Source organism: Stenotrophomonas sp. Ste96 (assembly GCF_024519495.1).
Lineage (GTDB): Bacteria > Pseudomonadota > Gammaproteobacteria > Xanthomonadales > Xanthomonadaceae > Stenotrophomonas > Stenotrophomonas bentonitica_A.
This window is the reverse complement of the sequence record NZ_JALJRX010000010.1, coordinates 1-21,918: the sequence shown is the minus strand read 5'-3', so window position 1 is coordinate 21,918 and position 21,918 is coordinate 1. Positions and strand designations below refer to the sequence as shown.

The window sequence follows — 21,918 nt, the reverse complement described above, 5'->3', positions numbered from 1 at the left end:
CGAGGCGCCATTGCCCGGCCGGTGGCGCTGGAAGGAGGGCAATGCGACGACGCCATCCGGCGGGGCGCCGTGATCGTTCGCGCCATCACGCTCCCGGCGTCCCCGGCGGGAGCGTGTCGTCCCGCTGGTGCCAGGAAGGGAGATCCAGTGCGTGGCGTTCGAGCATGGCCTGTATACATGCACGCGCGTGGTCCCTCTCCGTGTTCGCGCATTGGTCGAGGATCTCGCCAGTCAGCTGCTCAAACTGCGGCCAGAACTGCGCCGGGTGGCGCACGCGCGCCATCCAGTGGTCCAGTTGGTCGGCCAGCGCATCAAGCTGCACCTGGATTTCGGCGCGCACGTTCATCCCGGGGGCGCGCCCAGGTCGAGCACAACGCGGTAGTAATGGCCGTCATCGCGGAGCAGGACGGTGAGGTCCGGCTGCAGGACGCCATCCACATGCAGGGTGGGTTCACCCTGCGCCGTGCGGGTCACCTCGAACTCATACAGGCTGCGGCCGAAGCGGTAGCTCAGTTCGAATGACGGCCAATGATCGGGCAGGCACGGCGCCAGCGACAGACGATCGCCTTCGCGACGGATGCCAAGCAGGGATTCCACCAGCAGGCGGTACATCCAACCGGCCGACCCGGTGTACCACGTCCAGCCGCCGCGGCCGACGTGCGGCGACACGGCGTATACATCGGCGGCCAATACGTAAGGTTCGACGCGGTAGGTCTGGACCGCCGCCGGGTCCAGCGTGTGGTTGAGGGGATTGATCATGCCGGCCAGCTCCCAGGCACGCACCGCATCTCCCTGCTGCGCGAATGCCATCGCCGCCCACACGGCCGCGTGGGTGTACTGACCGCCATTCTCGCGCACCCCCGGTACGTAACCCCGAATGTAACCGGGGTCTTCCGTGGTCTGGTCGAAGGGCGGATCGAGGAGCTGGATCAGCTTGGCGTCCTTGCGCACCAGATGCGTGTACAGCGAATCCAGCGCCTGCGAGGCACGCTCCGGCGCGGCGACGCCTGACAGCACCGACCAGCTCTGCGAGATGGAATCGATGCGGCACTCGTCGTTCTGTGACGAACCCAAGGTGGCGCCGTTGTCGAACCAGGCGCGGCGATACCACGCCCCATCCCAGGCGTGGTGTTCCAGGTTCTGGCGCAGGCGGTCGGCCTGCTCCTGGCACCACTGCGCACGGGCGTCATCGCCGCGCGCGTTCGCCAGCACGATGAAGCGGCGCAGCGTGTCATGCAGGAAGAATCCCAGCCACACACTTTCGCCGCGCTGCTGGTCGCCGACGCGGTTCATGCCGTCGTTCCAGTCGCCGGTTCCCATCAGCGGAAGGCCGCGCTCGCCCAGCAAGCGGCAGCCGCGCTCGAGCGCGACAATGCAGTGCGCATACAGTGTGCCGCGCTGCACCGATGGGGTCGGCATGTCGTAATACCCTTCCTCTTCCGGTGTCACCGCGCGCCCTTCGATGAAACCGACCACTTCGTCCAGCGCGCTGGCGTCGCCGGTGACCTCCAGGTAGCGGCATGCGCCCTGAGGCAGCCAGAGGTAATCGTCGGAGCAGCGGGTACGCACGCCGCGACCTTGCGGGGGGTGCCACCAGTGCATCACATCGCCTTCGGCGAACTGGTGTGCCGCACAAAGCAGCAGGTGCTCGCGGGTCAGGTCCGGGCGCGTGTGGATCAGGGCCAGCGCGTCCTGCAGCTGGTCGCGGAAGCCGAACGCGCCGCCCGACTGGTAGTACCCACTGCGCGCCAGGTAGCGGCAGCCCAGGGTCTGATACACGAGCCAGCCATTGGCCAGTGCGTCCAGCGCCGGGTCCGGCGTACGTACCTGCACCGTGGCCAGCACATTGCGCCAGTGGATGCGCACCGCGTCCAGTGCATCGATGGCCTCATGATTGCCCTGGCGGCTTCGTGCCAGCGCGAGCGTTTCCTCGCGGTCGCGCCCCGCGCCGAGGCGGAACGTCGTTTCACTGCGGTCGCCCGGTGCCAGTTCCAGTGGCACCTGGATCGCCGCGCAGGGATCCAGGCCCGCGCCGATCCGTCCATCCAGACGTTCGCGCCGCAGCGCCGCCGGTGCGTGCAGGCCGCCGTTGCGCCCGATGAACTCCAGGCGATCACAGGTCCAGCCGCAGCCTTCGGCATCGGTGTCGAAGAAGGCCATGCGGCCGCCGAAGTCGGTGTTGTAGGTGTTGCGCGCCAGCAGCGCGCCGCTCTGCGGGTCGCGTTCGGTGAGCACATGCATGCGTGATTTTGGACGCAGGTCACCCATGACCCACTCAACGTAGCCGATGGCCGACAGCCGCCGTGTCCTGCCCGACAGGTTGTGCAACCGCAGGACCGAGAACTTCAGTGGGGCGGTGACGTCGACGAATACCCACAACTCGCTGACGATGCCGTCCTCGATATGCTCATAGACCGTGTAGCCGAATCCATGGCGCGTACGGTACGCGCCGATGCCCCGGCACGGGAGCGGCATCGGCGACCAGACGCGGCCGGTGTCCTCGTCGCGCACGTAGAAGGCTTCACCGCCGGTGTCGGACACCGGATCGTTGAGCCAGGGCGTCAGGCGGAATTCGTGTGCGTTCTCGAACCACGTGTAGCCCGGTGCGCTCTCGCTGACGACGGTGCCCAGGCGGGCGTTGGCGATCACGTTGGCCCAGGGCGCGGGCGTCGGGGCGCCTTCGCGCACCACCACGACGTATTCGCGGCCGTCCTCGCTGAAGCTGCCGGTTCCGTTGTCGAATCGGCCGGTGCCGCGGTACGGAAGGAAGGGCCACGGGTCGTCCAGCTCTTCGTCGTGCCCGGCGCCGGGGGGCATGCCGGGTTCGGGTCCGAGGTCGGCAACCACGGGCAGCCCGGGCGTTGCCTCCATCGACAGTGTCAGCTCCTGCTGCTCCACCTGTGGCACCAGGGCCGGGATCCGGCGGACGGGCAGGGGCTGACGCCCCACCTGTGCGGCCAGCGTACCGTCCTCGTCGCTGATCACCACCCGTGCCACTGCCTGCAACAGAACGCGGTCTTCGTGACTCATGTTCTGCACGGGCCGTACGAAGATGCCGCCAGGGCGATCGAGCAGGCCGGTCTCCGAGCTGGCGGCGACCATGCCCAGAATCTGGTCCTGCAGTTCCTGGCGATAGCCGGCCTTGCTGTCGTTCCAGATCACCAGGTCGGTGTTGAGCCCCTTCTGGCGCCAATAGGCATGGGCCTGCACCAGTTGCCTGACCAGTTCAACGTTCTCCGCGTCGGTGACCTTGAGCAGGACGATCGGCAGATCGCCCGAGATGGCATGCCCCCACAGCCCGGATTGGCCTCGCTGGTTCTGTTGCAGGACGCTGGCACCTGCGCGCAGGAGCGCATTGGAATACAGCACGTGGCTGGCCAGGCGCTCGTACAGCGACGCCTCGGCCTGGCTCGCATTGATCTGCCGGCGCACCACCTGGCTGTGCGTCCAGGCCAGATCGAAGACGCGGTCGGCCAGCCGGCGATCACGGTATTTGTCCACGAGTGCCTCGCAACCGGCGCGGTCGGCGCCGATGCCATAGACCATGTCCAGCTGGACGGTCTGTTCGGGCTCAAGCACGACGCGGACGCGGATGGCCACGATCGGGTCGAGCACGGAGCCGTCCGTACCGGAGAGGTCGGTATCGATGGTCAAGGCCTGCGGCGTCCGCGGCGTGTTGCCACGACCCAGGAAGCGCGCACGGTCGGTTTCGTAGGAGATCGACACTACCTCTGCGTCATGCACCGCAACCAGATGGAACATCCACGGCGGCACTTCGTCGTGCGAACGTGGGCGGCGCGTGCATAGCAGGGCCTGCTTGGCAGCCAGGATCTCGCTCTGGACGAAGAGATTGCTGAAGGCCGGGTGTGCGTCGTCGGAGGCTGCGGGTGCCAGCACCACTTCGGCGTAGGTGGTGATCTCCACCGTGCGCTGGCGACGGCTGCGGTTGGTCAGGCGCAGGCGCCTGAGCTCGATGTCGTCCTCGGCGGAGATGGCCACCTGCAGGTGGCTCTCGCAACCGCGGCGCGCACCGCGGAATTCGGCCTTGGCGTCAGAGAAGATCGCCTCGTAATTGTCCACCGGCACGCAGGTGGGCTGATAGGCGGCAGACCAGAACTCGCCGCTGTCCACGTCGCGCAGGTAGCAGAACGACCCCCAGGCATCGGTGGTGCCGTCTTCGCGCCAACGGGTGAGCGAGAGGTCGCCATGGCGACTGTAGCCGCCGCCGGCATGGGTGAGCATGCCGTGGTAGCGCCCGTTGGAGAGCAGCTGCACCTCCGGGCGCGGGCCACCCGGGTCGCGCAGGACGCGCAGGGCCGTCTCGTGCTCGGCCATGGCCGAGTGCTCGCCCAGGGCTTCCACCTCATGGGGATGGAACACGCCGATGCGCGGTATGCGCTCCTGCAGCAGCAACAAGGTGGCCTGGAACTCGACATCGGCCACGAAGCGGCGCTGCATCGGCTGGTCGCGCAACAGGTAATCCAGCGAGAGCAGGCCCATGCCCTGGTGGTGGGCCATGAACGAACGCAGCAGAACGTGATCCTGCCCCGGTGGCACGCGGGCGGGGGTGTAGTCGACTGCTTCGTACATGCCAAAGCGCCCGGAGAAGCCCAGTTCTTCCATGGCCTGGAGGTTCTGGCACGCCGCCTCCGGCGCCACCATCAGCGCCATCATGCTGGCATAGGGCGCGATGACCCGATCCTGGCCCAGGCCGCGCTTGAGACCTAGCCCCGGCACGCCGAACGCGCGGTACTGGTAGTTCAGGCGTGCATCGACGGCGTTGTAGCCGGACTCTGACACGCCCCACGGCAGGTTCAACGTACGGCCGTAGACGATCTGCGCCTCCACCGCATGCCGCGCGGTCTGGTCGAGCAGCGTGTCCGGATAGCTGGGCATCACCAGTTGCGGCATGAGGTACTCGAACATCGAGCCACTCCATGACAGCAGCGTCGGGGTGCCGTTGACCTCGGTGAGCATCCGGCCGAGCGCGAACCAGCTCTCCTGCGCCAGCTGGCCCTGGGCGATGGCGACGAAGGCGCACAGACGCGCTTCGGAGGCCAGCAGGTCGTAGAAGCTGTTGTCGAGGCGGTGGTCGTCGACGTTGTACCCGATCGAGAGCAGGTTGCGGGTACGGTAGAACAGGAACCCGTATTCCATCAGCGAGAACTGCCCGGCGCGGTGCGCGAGGGCCTGCAGCTGCTCGATGCGCGCGCGCGCCTCCGCGCCGACCGTGCCGGTCAGCTCGGCGAGCTGGCGCAGGCTGGGTACCGGCGTCTCGTCGGCTGCGTTGGCATCGGCAGGGATGCTGGCGAGCGATGCCCGGGCAGCATGGCATTCGGCGGCGAACAGCGCCGGCCAGTGCAGCTCACCCTGTTCGGGCGATGGCGGTGCCGGCCACTGTGCCAGTACGGCATCGGCCAGGCCGGCCAGCTCCTGCAACCGGGCGAGCAGCTGGGCCGTGCCACGTGGGCGGTCGGTACGCGTTGATGCCAGGCGCTGGCGAAGGTGGTTGAGTGCCTGGCCCACGTGCGCGTCGTCGGGACGATGGCGCTGGCGTTCCTCTTCCAGCACGCCCAGCGTATCGGCCAGGCCATCGAACGTGTGCGGCGCCAGCACCGGCGCGTCCACCAGCGCGAGCAGGCCCTGGCGCAGCGTCAGCAGGTGGCCGGCAAGGTTGCCGCTGTCCACGGTGGAGACGTAGCGCGGCGGCAGCGGCGCCAGGGTTTCGGTGTCATACCAGTTCAGGAAGTGGCCGCGGTGGCGCGGCAGCTTGTCCAGCGTATCGAACGTGAGGGCGGTACGTTCGGCGACCGCATCCTGCTGCAGCCAGCCGAAATCCCACGCCGACAGGTTGGCCAACAGCGACAGGCCGATGTTGGTCGGCGAGGTGCGCCGCGCCACCACCAGCGAGGGATGCTCCTGGATGTTGTCCGGCGGCAGCCAATGATCCTGCTCGCGTACCCAGGCCTGGAAGAAGGACCAGGTACGCCGGGCCAGCCGGCCCAGGAAGGCCCGCTGCGTCACGGAAAGCTCGGCCACGCTCGCGGCCGGCGGCCGGCCCAGCCATGCCATCAATGCGGGCGCGAAGGTCCACGCCAGCAGCAAGGGCAGGGCGACAGGCAGTGCCTGCGGATGCACGCTGGCCACGAGCCCCACCAGCACGAGCGCCAGCAGCGACCCCGGTGCCATCACCCGCCATTCCGCGCCGCGGTCGCCGCCAAGGCGGCGCTCGACCTCGCTGGAGGGGTTCCATTGCAGCAGGTGGCGGCGGGTAACGGCCATGCGCCAGAGCGTGCGCAGTATCGCGCCACCGGCCAGCAGCGCCTCGTAGGGCAGGCAGGCGATCTGGGTGGACGCGCGCAGCAACGACTGCAGCGTGCCACGGCCGACCATGATGTAGTGCGCCTCGAGCGGTGTGTCATCCGGAACGCTCAGGGCATCGCGCAGCATGCCGATCAGCGGCGGCGCGAACCACAGCGCGAGCACCCACGCCGTCCATGCCGCCGGGTTTTCGGCATACAGCCAGCCTGCGACCAGCAAGGCCAGGGCGGCGACCGGCACCAGGCTCCGGCGCAGATTGTCCAGCAACTTGCCGCGCGACAGCAGGCTCAGCCGGTTGCGTTCCCATGCCGAGCCCGGGCGCGGTGTCCACGGCAGCAACCATGGCAGCAGCTGCCAGTCGCCACGGATCCAGCGCGCACGGCGCTTGGCGTCGGCGACGTAACGCTCGGGGTAATCCTCGTACAGGCGCACATCGCTGACCAGGCCAGCGCGTGCATAGCACCCTTCCAGCAGGTCATGGCTGAGGATGCGATTCTCGGGCAGGCGTCCCTCGAGCGCATGCTCGAAGGCTTCAACGTCATAGATGCCCTTGCCCACGAACGAGCCTTCGTCGAACAGGTCCTGATAGACGTCCGACACCATGCGCGTGTACGGATCGATCCCCGGCTCGCTGCCGAACATCCTGGCAAAGCGCGAGGTGCGGCGCGTGCCCAGGCTGGTGCCGACGCTGGGCTGCAGGATCCCGTAACCCTCCACCACGCGTTGCAGCGTAGGATCGAAGCGCGGGCGGTTGAGCGGGTGCGCCAGCGTGGCGACGAACGCGCGTGCCGCATCCCGCGGGAGTTGGGTGTCCGCATCCAGGGTAATGACGTAGCGGACGCCGATCAGGGCCGCAACGTCACCGACGGTGCGCATGAACGCGGCCGCATCGCCATGGCGGAGCAGGGCATTGAGCGCGGCCAGCTTGCCGCGCTTGCGCTCGTGGCCCATCCACACCCCTTCGCCCGGATTCCATTGCCGGGGGCGATGCAGCAGGTAGAAGCGATCGCCGCGTTCGGACGCGTAGCGAGCGTTCAACTCCTCGATCCGCTCCACCGCGTGTGCAACCAGAGTGTGGTCCGTCGGCATCTCGGCTTCTGCGGCGTCGAGGAAGTCCGTCAGCAGCACAAAGCGCAGCTGGGGATCGCGGTTGGCCTGGAAGCGGACCTCCAGCGCTTCGACCAGCACGTCGATGCCATCGATGCTGGAGAGCATGGACGGAACCGCGACGACCGTGGCGCAGGCGGCCGGGATGCCTTCGCTGAAATCGAGCTTGGGCAGTGGCCTGGGCGTGACCAGCACTGTCGCGGTCCAGTTCACCAGGACGATGCCCAGCTCACTGAAGACCAGCAGCCCGAGCAGCGCGGCCAGCCAGACGGGCGCCGAGCCAACGCCGGTGGCCAGGAGGCCACCCGTGGCCAGCACCGCCAGCAGGATGATCGGCAGCAGGTACAGCGCAAGCGGCACGCGATGCGCCAGTTGCCGTGCCTTGCGGTGCCGCGGCGCTGCCTGGGCCACGGCGTCAACGGTGGCGGGCAGGCCTTCGCCGACCAGCCAGTAGCCTACGTGCGTGCGCGGCCCTTCAACCGGCACAGCCGCCCGTGCCAGGTCCAGCGCAATCGTGGCAACGCGCTCTTCCGCGACACGGCTGCCGCGGGCGATCTTCTCCACGACGTGGCGGTAGGCGTCGCGGGTGCCGAAATCCATCTGCGCATAGACCCCCATGGGGTCTTCCCGCAGCCGCTGCTCGACCACACTCATCTCTTCGACGAACGTGCGCCAGTCCATGGTGGAGAGGAAGCGCAGGCTGCCGATGCTGTTGCCGATGGAGACCTGGTCGGCCGCCTGCTGCTGCCCCTCGGCGGCGACCAGTTCATCGATGCGCTGGCCAGCCGCGGCGGCCCACTGTTCCAGCCAGGCGACCGGCATCGCCCACGCGCCGCCGCGTCCCTGCAGCGAGCGGGTCAGCTCGGCGATGAACGCACCGGTCAACGGCGGCTCGGACCGGGCCATGTCGGCCACCACCAGAACCACCTCGGTCGGGGTGTCGGACGCCGCGCGATTGAGGTTCTCAGCCCATTGCGCCGCCAGGCTGCGGTCCGTGCCATCGCGCATCACCCGGGCGGCCATGCGCCGCAGATTCTCGAGCAGGGCCAGGCGCAGCATGATGGGGACGGCCCAGAGTTCGCCCAGGCTCAGGGGAGCAAGCGACTGGTAGGAAGCGATGAAACGGCCCAGGGTATCGGCATCGATGCGACCGTCGCCGTGTGCGATGGCCTGCATCGAGAGTTCATACACACGGGGCAGGCCGGCCGAGGGGCCGGCGACAAGTGAAGGCAACTGACGGCTGTAGCCGCGCGGCAGATGGCGTCGCGCGGTCTGGATCTGTTCTTCGATCAGGTAGTAGTTGTCGAGCAGCCATTCCCCGGCGGGGGTGACCGGCCGCTGTTCACGCACCACGCTGCTGAGCAGCGTGTTGGCGTCTTCCAGGACACGCTCGTTGGCCTGCAGGCGATCGAGCAGGCGCTCTGCGCCAGGCCGCATCCGCACCCGGTGCTGGCGCGCAAGGGCGCGGCCGTACACCTCCATCTGTTCAACGCTGTAAAGCGCGGCGCGCAGGGGGCCCTCGGTGGCCTCGATGGCCGGCGCCGAGGCCTGGCGCTCACGCCAGCGCCAACGGACAAGACGACGCAGACGCAGCCAACGGCCAAAAAGACGACGAAGGTGGGGCATAGGTTACCGATGGGGGGCAGGTCGCGGCCCTCATAGTTGCATTGGGGGTGCCGTGGTAGCTGTGAAGGCCACACTTCCCACAGGAGTCGGCAGCGCGGTGGGGTGACCGCCCAGGCGTCAACGCCGTCCTGACACGCATCGGCTATGCTCGCCCGCCATCGCGTGCAGGAACCCAGCGCATGCCCTCCGCCCAAAAGCGTACCCAATGTGCGCTGTGTCGTGACGCCGAGCCGCTGTCGTTCGCGTTCAGCTATGCGTTCCAGCCCATCGTCAATATGCGCACAAGACGGGTCTTCGCCCATGAGGCCTTGGTGCGCGGCCCGGCAGGCGAGCCGGCCAACTCGGTGCTGTCCCGGGTGACCGCCGATAACTGTTACGTGTTCGACCAGGCATGCCGTGCCAAGGCTATCGAGATCGCCGCCCGGTTGAAGATGCCCTCGCATCTGTCGATCAACTTCCTGCCCAACGCCATTTACCGGCCCGAACTGTGCATCCGCTCCACCCTGGAGGCTGCGCGACGACACGACTTTCCGGTCGAGCGGATCATCTTCGAAACCGTTGAAGGCGAGCAGATCAACGACGGCAAGTGGCTGGCCGAGATCCTCACCGAGTACAAACGCATCGGCTTCAAGACGGCCATCGATGATTTTGGCGCCGGCTTTGCCGGCCTGAACCTGCTGGCCGACTTCCAGCCCGACATGGTCAAGCTGGACATGGGCTTGATCCGCGGCATCGACCAGAGCGCCTCACGGCGCGCCATCGTTGCCGGTGTGGTGTCCATGTGTGCAGCCCTGGCAATTGACGTGATCGCCGAGGGGATAGAAACCGCTGACGAGGCGCGCTGCCTTTCCGATCTCGGCATCGAGCTGATGCAGGGATACTGGTTTGCTCGTCCGCGCTTTGAAGGGGTAGTGACCGAGGATGAGCTTCCCGGGGCGATTGCGGCCCCGATTGCCGGCTCTCATGGACGGCCTGCTGGATCGTGATGTGGGCGATTCGGTCAGCGGCCGTTTGGTGGGCCCGTGCCACAAGGCGGGCAGGGGACTGGCGACCGTACCGCGTCGCGGGATGACTACTTGTTGAGCTGCGGAATCTCTGCGAACGCTTGGGCAACGAAATCCATGAACACGAGACGCAAAGGATCGTGACGGCTACGAGGACCTGCAGCCCCTTCGTGCCTTCCTTCGTCTGCTGGGAGTGGCGCCGGGCGACTACCGGGAGCGCTTCCGCGGCAGCGCTCCTGTCCAGGCACATTGGTCTGCCTGGCCATCACTCTGACGCGGGTTCTGCACAGTGTTCGCTCACCCTGGCACCGTCAATGAAGCTGTCGACAGCCGCTACAAAGCAACGTGGAGCCACCAATGCGAGCAGATGGGCGCCGCGGTCCACCGTGTGGAACGTGACAGGCCCCGACCCAGCCAGCGTGGCAGCGTGTTCTACGGCGCCGGCGTACGCGGTATTCGGGTCAAGGCTCCCCTGCATCACCAGGGTTCGCGGAAGGGTGCGCGGACTCTTTCCGAACCATGCATCACGTGGGTAGCGCGGAACACTGCCATTCACCAGCAGGCCGGGAATGGGGCTGACGAACAGCGCGTGCTTGGCCTCTTCATTGACAGTGGCCAGGCTCAGCTCCGGACGAGCGTTGTTCTCCGAGGCGGCTATGAGCATCACCAGCGGCAAGGCCGGTTGGTTGTTTCCACCCTGTCCCAGTTGCGCCAGCGCAATGTTCCAGTCTTTTGCCGTGGCGACCAGCGAGCGGTCATCACCAGCGGAAAGATGCTGCACGATCCTCGGGATTCGATCGCGCAGCGAAGGGAAGCTCAGCAGCGCGGCGAAAAATCGACGCACATCGCCGCCCGGCACCTCTTTCTGCCAAGCAGCATCCTTCGCCGCCAGCAGCGTTCGATAGCGCTCGAGGCTGCCTTCATCCATGCTCTCCCGGCCTACCTGGTCAACAAGCGCTGTGCGCCGGCTGAGATCGAACCTTTCAGTGGTTTCCGGCGGCACCAGTCCGTCAAGAATGAGGCCATCCACCTGAAGGTCGTTGACCTGGAGCGCGCGCAGCGCCAGTTGGGTGCCGTAAGAAACGCCATACAGCAGCACCTGGCCGCCGCGATCCGCGTCTGACATCAGGACGCCAAGGTCCTGCGCGGCCTCGGTAATGGAGAAGGCCGACGTCCGCTGCAGGTTGGCGTACATAGTGCCGATGCAGGGTCCCCATTCCGTTCCTGCCAGCCCCCTGCCTTCCGGGCTTTCAGGTGATTCCTGGACGGGACAGATCCGCGAAGATCGGCCTGTGCCCCGGTGGTCGGGAATCACAAGATCGAATCCGGGAAATGCACGCTGGTAGGTCTGGATCAAGGGATACAGGGATGCCCCTGACTCACTAGGACCGCCGGAGAGCAGCCAGACTTCGCCTCGTCTGGCATGATCGGCGCTGGCCGGTATGCGCCGCAGAAACAACGATATGTGCTCGCCTGATGGGTCAGCATGGCGCAGTGGCACATCGACAGAGGCGCACTGCGATCCGCGTAAAGCGGGTGATGCGTCGTCCTCGCAGGCCTGCGCCTTCGGTGCAGACGCGTAGGCACCCAACGGTACGACCAGAAGCAACACCGCCCACAGCGCACTGCGACACATCGGCTATCCTCTAGCGTGATTGAGCAGCTAGGATGATCCGGCTGCGGAGTCGAGACGAATGCCGGAAGTAATCCCAGGCTGCCGTCTTTGTCTGCTTGTGGCTGGAAGCGGATATGGCGTGACCAGGCCAGTCCAGGTTCGCCGAAAGGCGCGGGAAGAGAGTGACCCGCGCGGAACTGTTCCAAATCAGGAAACCCTGATCACCCGCCTCCCGAAAGCGCCCAAGGAAACCAATCTGGGCGATCTTGCCCCCAGCCTTCGTGGCGAGCACGGACCGGTTGATGCCGTCATCGCCAGCCACGTCCAGCGTGATGTCGACGCCTTGGTCCCTGTGAGCTTGAGGAGTTCGTCTTCCCAGTTGGGATGGGTGCGGTAGTTCACACGGGCCGCCGCTCTCAGCTTTTTCAAAAGCGGACACCACGGGCGACGACTCAGCGCCATTTCGTCGGCGATCCGGGAGATTCGTCGGCGGCTTCTGTGGCTTGGTCGCAAACCGGTTGCCACGCCCGCGCGCGGACGGCACCTTGCAGCGACGATCACGTCGACCTGGTGCCCTGCATGACCTCCGTTGCGCTGTATTCGCCCGATCCGGCCCGCGGCTGGCTGCCCTGGGCCTGGCTGACGCCGATCCTGATGATCCTGTTCAACGCGGTGCCGGTGATCGCGCTGGACGGGTGGATGCAGTCACAGCATTGGTCGACGCCGGGCGGCGATCCGATCGGTCTCGCTGGCTTGTATGCGCTGCTGTGGATCGGCTTCGCGCCGACGCTGGCGGCCGTGCTCGCCTGGGTACGCTTCGTTGAAGGGCGCTCGCTGGCGAGTATCGGACTGACCGGTCCGGCACCGCTGAAAACCTTCCTGCGCGGACTGGCCGTTGGATTCGGCACGATCGCGCTGGTCGTAGTCGCGATCTGGATGGCTGGCGGCATGCAGGCGGCGGGCTTGGGGCAGGCCTGGCGGTCGCCCGTCAGCCTGCTGCACATCGGTCTACTGCTATTGGGTTTCATGTTCCAGGCGAGCGTGGAGGAAGTCATCTTCCGCGGTTGGATGCTGTCCGTGGTGGCGCGCAAGACCAATGTCACGGTGGCAGTGCTGCTGGTATCGCTCGTTTTCTGCTTCCTGCATTTCAGTCCGCACCAGCCGCTCCGGGTCATGCTCGGCACGTTCCTGTTCTCGCTGTTCGCCTGCGCCTGGGCGCTGCGGACCGGCAATATCTGGGGCGTGATGGGCTGGCACGCGGGGTGGAACTGGTTGCTCGCCACCGGCTTCGAACTGCCCGTCACCGGCATCGATACGCACTTGCCGGCGCTGCTGGTGGCGCTGCGCCCGCAAGGCCTCGACACCCTGACCGGTGGCGCGCAAGGGCCAGAAGGCAGTTACCTGTGCAGCGTCTTCTTCGTCGCCGCGGTCGCGTGGATCCAGTGGCGAAAGACGCGCGGAGCTCAGAACTTCTCGCCGACCAGCAGATAACGCCACTGCCCGGGCGGTATCGCCGGATGCAGCGGGTGCCCGCTTTGCAATTTGCTACTGGTGCGGATTCCGCTCCAGATATTCAGCGAAGTAGAGGCAGCTTAGGTTCGGGATGAGAGTGTCACTACCGGCTGGAACCGAGACTGCCATTGCTGAAGTGTCAAAGGGTGATCTGGATTTCTCGACAAAGCTCGACTAGGCCCACCTTCGGTTTACGTTTCGCAACGACTGCTCTTGGCAGAGAGCGGACATGGGGGGCAGGGGATTAGGGCTCGTTACCAGGGGTAGTGCGGAGGTCAGCTTCTGGCCGAAAGCGGTCCGCTTAGCCCCCCCCTGGGCTTTGCTAAGTAGAAGTACCGGTCGGCCCACAGTGCCTTTGCGGTGGTGGTGGCGGTTTGGCGCGCAGAGACTGGCATCCACCGAGGCCGTTCAGGGAATCGCAGATGGCGACCAGGATCTGGGATGTAGCTCCGACTGTGTATTTCGCTGTGGTGATTTCACTGGTGCTTCCTGCGTGCAGCCGAGAGACCACGAGCGAGAACCGTACCTCGGCGGCCGAGGCCTCCCCCCCAGCCGTCAAGCCGGCGGCAACACCGCCCAATATGCCTCCGCCGAATCCGTGGCTGGCGGACAGTGTCTACCCGACCTCCCACTTCAATCCAGCGGCCACCGATTCCGTGCTGATCGCCGGGCCTGTGGGTAGCCGAAACCTCACCGCGGCGGATGTGGCGACCGTGCCCACCCTGGTGACCTCCAATCCCACCCTGAAGCGCGTAGGCGGGGAGGTGATCGCCTTTGCCAGCGGTGCGGTGGGAGTGCAGAAGATCCGGGTGACCGGTGATGCCTTCGAGGCCGTGGGAGGGCTGCTTCCTTACCCGGGATTTGAAGCGTCCGCCGCGATGGCGACACCGGCCGCGCTTGATGCCGCACTGACGCAGCTCGATGCCGCTTACCGTACCAAGGACGAGACTAAGATCCTCGGCGCACTGAAGGGCCTCGGCGCCGCTGGTCTCAATATGGAAAGTGGCATCAACGGGGTCTACAACCTGTTTGATCGAGACGGCAATCACTACTGCGTCTACGGTGGCACCCACGTGCTGAAGACAACCGATGGCAACGTGGTCGGTGACCCGCCGCGGATCGTCAAGACCGCCGATGTCGCCAAGGGCCTGCCCGCAGACGTCGCCAAGTCGGTGACCCGCATCATCGGGTTGAACATGACCTACGACGGCTTCCTGGCTGCAGCCGCCCCGGGTGCCTTGATCGTGCTGGACCGGGATCTGAATGTGAAGGCGTCGGTGACGTTCAATGGCGAGGCGGTAGACAACAGCATCGTGATCGATGAAAACAACGGCATCTATGTGGTCACCGAGAAGCACATGAACAAGGTGATCTGGAACGGAACGACGCTGTCCACCGATGAGAAGGACGGGGCATGGTCGTCTCCCTACGATTCCATGCCCGGCGAAAAGGCATTGGCGATGGGCGCGATTTCCCGGGGTTCGGGCACCACCCCGACGTTGATGGGGTTCGGCAGCGACCCGGACAAGCTCATCGTGATTGCCGATGCCGCTGAAACCGGCAGCAACGCGGTGGCGTTCTGGCGGGACGCGATTCCGGCAGGCTTCAAGCAGAAGCCCGGAACGCAATCCAACCGCATCGCCGACCAGATCCGGATTGACATCAGCCAGATGACCATCGAGCCGTCCCCGAATGTGCTCGGCTACGGCGTTGCATTCCTCAACAGCACATATCCAAAGCCGCTTCCGGCCGGCCCAGGCAATGCGTTTACCGGGGGCATCACCCGGCCGGCGCCGATGGGCATACAGAAGTTCATCTGGAACCCGGACAAAGACGCGTTCGAGAAGGGCTGGATCAACCATGAGGTCGACAACACCGACATCATGGTGCCGGTCGTCTCGGCACCCACAGGGCTGCTGTACGCAGCGCACAAGGACAAGGACAAGGGCGTTTATCAGTATGTCGGCCTGGACTGGTCGACGGGCGAGATCAAGTCGCGTTGGGCGTTCCCTGATGACAGTCGTCGTTGGAATGCCCTGGGTGGGATCACCACCATCATGGAGAATGGTGACCTGATGATAGGTGGGGTGTTCGCCGTAAAGCGGCTCAAGATTGGCGGTCGTGCCGAACAATCGCATTAGCGTCCGCTGAAAATACCGAGCGAATCTAAGTACATTTGCGGTTTCGCCCGCATTTGGCCCGCGCGACTATTGCTCATCCCGCCGCGGCAGCCGTCGGCCAGCTTCAATATTGACGCGATGGTCGAGAAGATCATGGATGGCGCATCAAAAGGGCCCGGGCGGTAGGTCCGTCCGAGTTCCCCACAAGAAAAGGCTGGCCGCAGTTGCCCAGGCGCCCGTGAGCCAGGCGCCCCGCTCACGGGACAAGAAGTCACCATGAACACGCGCAGGCGACGTCTGTATCAGTCCATCGGGGCAGTGTTGGCTGGCGTCCTCGTCGCTCCGGCTGTCGCGATTGCTCAGGCGGTGGTCGGCCCCGGCACGGTCAACAGCACGGTTACCGCGACGTCCGGCACGACTACGGTCGTGGGGAACACCACGATCGATACCGGCAACAATGATGGCGTGCGGGCCAATGGCGGTGACGTGCTGCTGGACATGAACTCGCCGCTTGCCACCCCGGGCGCGATTTCGGTCCTGTCCAATGCGCTCTCCCTGCACGCGACCAGCGGCGTGATTTCTGCGCCCCGCGGCATCAACCTGCGGGTCAGCGGAAGAGGGCAGGCGCTGTATGCCGACGGTGGCACGGTGTCTGTCTTTGCTGGGAATGTCACCAGCGCGGGCATCGGCAAGCTGGCCGGTGGCACGGCGGGCCTGATCCAGATGGCCAACATGCGCTACAACGATCCTGCGCTCTCCTCGGGCACGCAGGGCAACGGCATCGGCGTCGACGGTACCGCGCGGGTAGAGTTGAGCGGATTCAATCGCCTGTATATCGGCAGGACAGGCAACTCGTTCGGGCTGGGCGTCCAAGGCCCGACGGCCAAGGCGGTGCTCAGCGGCACCAACCAGTTCACCTTCCAGCAGTCTGGGGCCATGGGCGTTTATCTGTACGGCGGCGGGCAGCTGGAGATCAACAGCCCGCTCTCGCTGACCTTCAATGGCGCCAACTCCATCGGCGTCACAGTGGATAGCGGCAGCAATACCCAGGTGCTGGACGGCATTACGGCGAACTTCACCGCCACCACCGGCACGGCAGGTACCGGTCTGGTTGCGCAGCGGGGCGGCAGCGCGAGCCTGAGCAATTTCCTGGTCACCGGGCCTCGCGTGGGCATCGGCGTGTGGGTCGCCGAAAACTCTACCGTCAACCTGACCGGCGCAAGCCGCATTAGCATTACCTCGCCAACCAACGCTCAGCGCTATGCATTTACGGTTGGCACCAGCATGGCGGGTGTGGATGCCATCTTCGGCACTGCCTCGGGCACCTCCGTCAGAGGCGGGGCGGTGGTTGGCACGGGCACCCTCAACAGCACGGGCACCCTCTGGAGCAACCCGGTGGCCGGGAGCTATGGCATCTATGCCGGCGCCAACAGTGCATTGGCCAGTGTGGTCAACCTGACCGGCGACACCATCGAAACGTCCGGCGCGGGGTCGGTGGGTATCGGCACGTATGGGAATGCGCAGGTTTTCGTTGTCGACTCGACCGTCCGCAACAGCGGCGGCGCTGACGCCATCTATATGCGCAATTTTGGCAGCCCCACCCAGGTCACCGACAACAACGAGGTCCATCTCACCAACACCAGTGTGATCGCCACCGGCGCCGCTTATGGCGTCCTCTCCGCGAACCAGTCCAATGGCTGGGAAAACGTGTTCAGCATGCGCGGTGGCTCGCTCATGACCGAACAAACGGCCTTTTATGCTTATGGGCCGTTGAGTGCCACCGTGCAGGACGCCACGGTCCGCGGGGACGACTACCTGCTGTGGGCTGCCGACATCGGCGCCACCGGTGAAGCAACCCTGCTGGACCTGGTCGCGTCCAACAGCACGCTCCAGGGCGATGCCGGCGCGGACTCTGCGGCACAGGCCAACATCACGCTGCAGGCCGCCAGCCACTGGACCGGGGCTGCCTGGAACCTGAGTAATGCCGGCATTGAAGCCAGCAGCACCTGGAGCATCCCGCAGAACTCGACGGTGTCGCAGTGGGTGCGCAATGACGGGCGCATCGAGTTCCTGCCGCCTGCCGGTGCGAACGACTACAAGTTCCTTTACACCACCTCGTATGCCGGCGGCGCAGGCAGCGTGATCGCACTCAACACCTATCTGGACAGCGATGGCTCGCCCAGTGACCAACTGGTCATACAGGGCGGCAGCGCCAGTGGCAGCACCCGCCTGGACATCCACAATACCGATGGCCCTGGTGCGCTGACCTTTGGTGACGGCATCCGCGTGGTGACCGCGCTCGATGGTGGAACCACCGCACCGGATACCTTCTTCACCGGCGCGCCGGTGCTGGCCGGTCCGTATGCGTATCGGCTGCACCGCGGCGGCTATGCCGCCGGCGACGGGCAGGACTGGTTCCTGCGTTCGTCGATTGACTGCAACGGTCCGGTTGCGCCTTCGCCCCCGTGTCCCGCACCGCCGCCTCCACCTCCGCCGCCACCTCCACCCCCGGATCCGCCGCCGGGACCGACCCCGCCGGATCCGGATCCGACACCGCCCGAGCCACCTCCGCTGCCGACGCCGTCACCGGCGCCGCCAGAGCCGGACCCGTATGTGCCGCAGCCGGCACCCATACCGGAGTACCGCAGCGAGGTGTCGCTCTACACCGCGTTGCCGGCGATGGGCCTGCGCTACGGCTGGGCCACGCTCGGCAACCTGCACGAGCGGGTAGGGGAGCAGGAGCAGCTGCGTCAACGCGCCGACCTGCGCGGGGATGCGTATTTCAACGGCGGCTGGGTGCGCGTGATCGGCGAGAACGGTGACGTGGAAGGCAGCCGACGCGGCATCTACGGTGGCAGCCCGCGCTACGACTACGACATTCTGGCCATCCAGGCCGGCGCGGATGTCTATGCGGTGGAGCATGACGACGGAAAGCGCGACCACGCTGGCCTGTATCTGGGGCAGGGCAGGATGCGCAGCGATGTGACGCATTTCGATGGCACGCTGGCCGGCCGCAACCAGGTCAAGGGCACTTCACTTGGCCTCTATTGGACGCGCTACTGGGACGAAGGCCAGTATCTGGATGCGGTCTGGCAGGGGACGTGGGGCAAAGGCAAATCCAGGTCGAGCAACGGCATTCTGCTGGAGCGCGACAGTTTCGGCTGGGGGGCATCGCTGGAAGGAGGCTATCCGTTCCAGATCGATAAGGAGGATGAAGATGAAATCATCGAGCCGCAGCTGCAGGTGATTTATCAGCGGATCGACCGGGACCACAACCGCGACCCCGCCGCGCTGATCCGGTTCAGCAATATGGACTCGCTCGCTGCCCGTCTGGGCCTGCGATGGGCCAACACCTGGACCCTGGAGCCCACGCATGACGGCATCCGGCGGTTGTTCACCGGATGGCTGCGGCTCAATGGCTGGCATGAGTTCCGTGGCCAACCGGTGACCGAGTTCTCCTCGGCGGAGGGCTACGTGCCATTCGAAGCCAATCTGAAAGGCACGTGGTGGCAGCTCAACGCCGGGGCGACCTGGCAGTTGGGCGCTTCGACCAGCCTCTACGCGAACATCGGCTACCAGCGCAGCTTTGACCGTGCGTTTGATGCTTGGGACGGCAAGGTGGGCGTGCGTTGGAACTGGTAACGTTGTGGCGAGCAAAAGCCTTTGAATTCAAATAGGGGACCTATGTGGGAACAAGAGGACATCAATTTAGAGCACGGCCAGCGGTAGATTGAGGAGGCCCGCGTGGTACCTCGCCGCAGCCGCCAGCTGTTTTACATAATATACATTATGCGAAATCGATGATACGCCGTCTTTTGCTGGTCTGCCTCTCGACGTAGTTCCGCTTCCCTTCCCAAGGCAGTCACGGAGCGCGCAGTCATACGCCAGGCTCGCACCGATGTTGCCACCGCCAATCACCGCTACGTTCAATACAGTCATGAAGTCTTCCATTACCCAACAGGCAGCTAACGCATTCACATGAACTGGCCGCGGATGGGCGCGGCCAACAACGTGCTCACGATTCGTGGGCGACTTCCCAGGTGCCATAGCGCACCAAGCCGCTCGAGCGGGCCAGCGCGATGGAGGCGTGATTGTCATGCTGGCAGCGATACTGCAGCTGGTGATCACGCTCCTCCGCGTTGGCGCGCAGCGCACCCACCAATGCGCGCCCCAAGCCCGTGCCGCGTGCGCGTGGCAAGGTCAGCACCCCCATGTCCGCAATCGCCGCGCCGCCCCACGGATACATGCTGGCAGCTGCCAGCAGTTCTCCCCCACCGAAGGCTCCGAATACAGACCAGTGATCGAGCTCCACGTAGGCATCTTCCTGGTCCTGCTCGGAGGCCTGGCGTGTGAAGTGCTCGAACGCCTTCGCGTCGTCGGGACCCAGCTGACGCACCTCAATGCCGGGCTTCAGCATCATCTTTGCCACGGCGCCGGGGCTGGCGTAGTACACCAGATCGGGCGCATGCAGGCGGATGCCGCCACTGTGCAGGGCCTCGCGCAGGGTTGCTGGCGAAACGGGGGTGGCGGGATGCGGCGTGAGCTTCGCAGCCGCGGCAACTTCCGGGGTGAGCGCCGCATGTACGCTGCCGTCGCCGGTCTCCAGGATCATCGCGCGCCGCTGCACATCCAGCCCGGGATTGACGAAGGCGGTAAGCCCCGGCGCACTGGGTAGCTGCTGCCCGCTGTGCAGCAGCAGCTACCCAGTACTGCACGACCGTCGTTGAGAATTCAGTCACTGTGGGTGCTTCCTTGTGTGTACGAGGCGGCGAAATCTGTCAGTGCAAGTGCGCGCGATTCCAACCACGGAACGAAGTGGGGAGCGAGGGGGCAGCGCAGGCGCTGAACAGCGGGCGCCATCCGCCAAGCGTGTCGTTGACATCGACAACGCGATCACTACCGACCAGGTGGGCTCCGCACCGCAGTCGATGCCGGGGACATCGCTCAAGCTGCTCCAGCCGTTGCAGGTCGCTACGCATGATCGTCAGCACGAAGTGGCGAAGCGCCGGGCCTTTGAGAGCTTCCTGCGCCGTTGCACCGTGCCGGTGCAGCAATGCCAGAATGCCTTGATCAGACAGGTCGCGATCACATAGAACTCAACAAGCCCGAAGACGCCCAGAAACGCCCAGGCTACCAAGTTGAGCGTCTCGAACGAGAGCCCAAGCGGAGCCTGCAGGGCGTCGGCGGCTGCGAAGGCCACCAGAGAGAACGGTAGCGTCACCATCACGACCAGATAGAAGAAATCCCCGCTGTCCAGCAGATCCAACAGCAGGCAGGCCTGGTACAGGAGCGCGAACACCGCCGCCCCCCCCTGCCCGATCTGGACCATGCCCTGCCCAGAACCGAACGCCATTCAATGGGGTAATGGCGTTGCTTTTTCGGCAGCCTCGCTGCCTCGCGTGGTGCACGGCGAACTCGGCTGATCATGGGCGCCCCCTTGGCGAGTGGATCGTCGCCCAGATGAAGTCGGGACGGCAAGGGCCGAGTGATGGCCGGGAAGACCACGCCGGTTCTGTTACTGCGCGGATGGCGGGTTGGCAGCCCCATGGCACTTCTTGTACTTGTTACCCGATCCGCACCCGCACGCGTCGTTGCGGCCGGGTGTCTCCACCGCCCTCAAGGGGCGGGTCACCGCTACCTGCGGTGCCGCGGTTCGTGCAGGCGGATCAATGCAAGCCTCCCGACACATCATGAGGGTGTTGGTGATTACAGCACTACGTTCCGTCGACCGCACGACCTGTGACTGGATCTGGTCAAATCGCGCAGATCGATCTGTGACGGGGACGCAGTGTCTGTCGAAGAGGCAGAGCGTGTGCAAATGCCAAGTTTCCAGGGCGCCCGGGTCGGCCTGCCTGATCAGGTCTCGAGCTCGACAAACGATCCGCTTGCAGGCATCCAGGCAGTCATCCCGCAGCTGATGAGGATCCTCCGTGGCAACCATTTCGAAACAGACCTGCAGGTAATCGGCTGCCTTCACCCAGTCTTCCAAGTGCGTGGCCCGGCGTTCGATCATTCCGGCAGCGTACAAGGCAGAGCGCGCCCTGTAGAGGGTCGGCAGGGAATCATTACGTACAGGGCCAAAAGCTGCCTAAGCGACTGAATTTCAAGGTTGATTGCTCGTCTCTCGGGCAGGCTCTCCCCATCTATGGGGTCTGTTCAAGCACCTTGGCTGTGTAGCTCAGCGGCGCCACTTCCCTTTCAAGATCCAGGTGGTAATCGCCGAAGCGATTGATGTGGCTGGTCCGATAAGGCGACAGGCCGGCCAGGATCTCGGGCGTCAGTTCAATCCCCTCCTTCCTCATCTCGGCCAAGGTCCGGCTCATGCCTTCCACGTTGTGGAGGATGATCATGTTGGCCACCAGCTGGCTGTACTTGATGATCTTGCGCTGCTCGTGTTGGACGTTCTCAGCGATGATCCCCTGGCTGCCAAAGAACACCCATTTCACGAAGCCGTTGTATTCCTCGCTCTTGTTGGTCGCAGCATGGATCGTTTTGCGGATCTCGTTGTCATCAATGTAGCGCAGCAAGAACAGCGTTCGGACGGCCTTGCCAAGTTCTCGGAATGCGAAGTACAGCTTGTTCTTCCGGCTGTAGGTGCCCAGCCGGCGCAGGA

10 protein-coding genes are annotated in these 21,918 nt (G+C 65.3%); 4 read left to right on the top strand and 6 right to left on the bottom strand.

The window, feature by feature from the left end:
- Positions 1 to 85: 85 nt before the first annotated feature.
- On the bottom strand, positions 86 to 346 hold the full coding sequence (locus OC373_RS17470) for a hypothetical protein (protein WP_070427379.1): 261 nt from the start codon (positions 344 to 346) through the stop codon (positions 86 to 88).
- Positions 343 to 9,054, bottom strand: a complete 8,712-nt coding sequence (locus tag OC373_RS17465) for a glycoside hydrolase family 94 protein (RefSeq protein ID WP_261998194.1) — start codon at positions 9,052 to 9,054, stop codon at positions 343 to 345. Before OC373_RS17465 ends, OC373_RS17470 begins: the two co-directional genes overlap by 4 nt.
- 179 nt (positions 9,055 to 9,233) lie before the next feature.
- On the opposite strand from OC373_RS17465, the gene OC373_RS17460 reads away from it, so the two are divergent.
- Positions 9,234 to 10,040 carry an EAL domain-containing protein gene (locus OC373_RS17460; RefSeq protein ID WP_261998193.1) on the top strand — a complete coding sequence of 269 codons (807 nt, stop codon included), beginning with the start codon at positions 9,234 to 9,236 and terminating at the stop codon, positions 10,038 to 10,040.
- Positions 10,041 to 10,323: 283 nt separating this feature from the next.
- Here the strand turns inward: OC373_RS17460 and OC373_RS17455 are convergent, their stop codons facing one another.
- Positions 10,324 to 11,694, bottom strand: a complete 1,371-nt coding sequence (locus tag OC373_RS17455; RefSeq protein WP_261998192.1) for an alpha/beta hydrolase — start codon at positions 11,692 to 11,694, stop codon at positions 10,324 to 10,326.
- Positions 11,695 to 12,252: 558 nt separating this feature from the next.
- Here OC373_RS17455 and OC373_RS17450 point away from each other — a divergent pair.
- From OC373_RS17450 to OC373_RS17440, 3 genes are all read left to right on the top strand, one after another.
- Positions 12,253 to 13,164, top strand: a complete 912-nt coding sequence (locus OC373_RS17450; RefSeq protein ID WP_261998191.1) for a type II CAAX endopeptidase family protein — start codon at positions 12,253 to 12,255, stop codon at positions 13,162 to 13,164.
- A 443-nt stretch (positions 13,165 to 13,607) separates the two neighbouring features.
- On the top strand, positions 13,608 to 15,326 hold the full coding sequence (locus OC373_RS17445; protein ID WP_261998190.1) for a hypothetical protein: 1,719 nt from the start codon (positions 13,608 to 13,610) through the stop codon (positions 15,324 to 15,326).
- A gap of 255 nt (positions 15,327 to 15,581) precedes the next feature.
- Entirely contained in the window at positions 15,582 to 18,947 is a 3,366-nt protein-coding gene (locus OC373_RS17440; RefSeq protein ID WP_261998189.1) for an autotransporter outer membrane beta-barrel domain-containing protein, read from the top strand.
- A gap of 373 nt (positions 18,948 to 19,320) precedes the next feature.
- Here the strand turns inward: OC373_RS17440 and OC373_RS17435 are convergent, their stop codons facing one another.
- From OC373_RS17435 to OC373_RS17420, 3 genes are all read right to left on the bottom strand, one after another.
- Positions 19,321 to 19,917 carry a GNAT family N-acetyltransferase gene (locus OC373_RS17435; RefSeq protein WP_261998188.1) on the bottom strand — a complete coding sequence of 199 codons (597 nt, stop codon included), beginning with the start codon at positions 19,915 to 19,917 and terminating at the stop codon, positions 19,321 to 19,323.
- Positions 19,918 to 20,289: 372 nt separating this feature from the next.
- Positions 20,290 to 20,658, bottom strand: a complete 369-nt coding sequence (locus OC373_RS17430; protein ID WP_261998187.1) for a hypothetical protein — start codon at positions 20,656 to 20,658, stop codon at positions 20,290 to 20,292.
- A 790-nt stretch (positions 20,659 to 21,448) separates the two neighbouring features.
- Positions 21,449 to 21,918, bottom strand: a 470-nt coding sequence (locus OC373_RS17420) for a transposase (protein WP_261998186.1), incomplete at its 5' end; no start/stop codon positions are given.

Excerpts from the sequence above, each read along its gene's own strand:
- OC373_RS17465 (WP_261998194.1), bottom strand. The coding sequence starts at position 9,054 with ATGCCCCACCTTCGTCGTCTTTTTGGCCGTTGGCTGCGTCTGCGTCGT.
- OC373_RS17455 (WP_261998192.1), bottom strand. The coding sequence starts at position 11,694 with ATGTGTCGCAGTGCGCTGTGGGCGGTGTTGCTTCTGGTCGTACCGTTG.
- OC373_RS17435 (WP_261998188.1), bottom strand. The coding sequence starts at position 19,917 with ATGATCCTGGAGACCGGCGACGGCAGCGTACATGCGGCGCTCACCCCG.
- OC373_RS17430 (WP_261998187.1), bottom strand. The coding sequence starts at position 20,658 with ATGGCGTTCGGTTCTGGGCAGGGCATGGTCCAGATCGGGCAGGGGGGG.
- OC373_RS17450 (WP_261998191.1), top strand. The coding sequence starts at position 12,253 with ATGACCTCCGTTGCGCTGTATTCGCCCGATCCGGCCCGCGGCTGGCTG.
- OC373_RS17460 (WP_261998193.1), top strand. The coding sequence starts at position 9,234 with ATGCCCTCCGCCCAAAAGCGTACCCAATGTGCGCTGTGTCGTGACGCC.
- OC373_RS17445 (WP_261998190.1), top strand. The coding sequence starts at position 13,608 with ATGGCGACCAGGATCTGGGATGTAGCTCCGACTGTGTATTTCGCTGTG.
- OC373_RS17440 (WP_261998189.1), top strand. The coding sequence starts at position 15,582 with ATGAACACGCGCAGGCGACGTCTGTATCAGTCCATCGGGGCAGTGTTG.
- OC373_RS17470 (WP_070427379.1), bottom strand. The coding sequence starts at position 346 with ATGAACGTGCGCGCCGAAATCCAGGTGCAGCTTGATGCGCTGGCCGAC.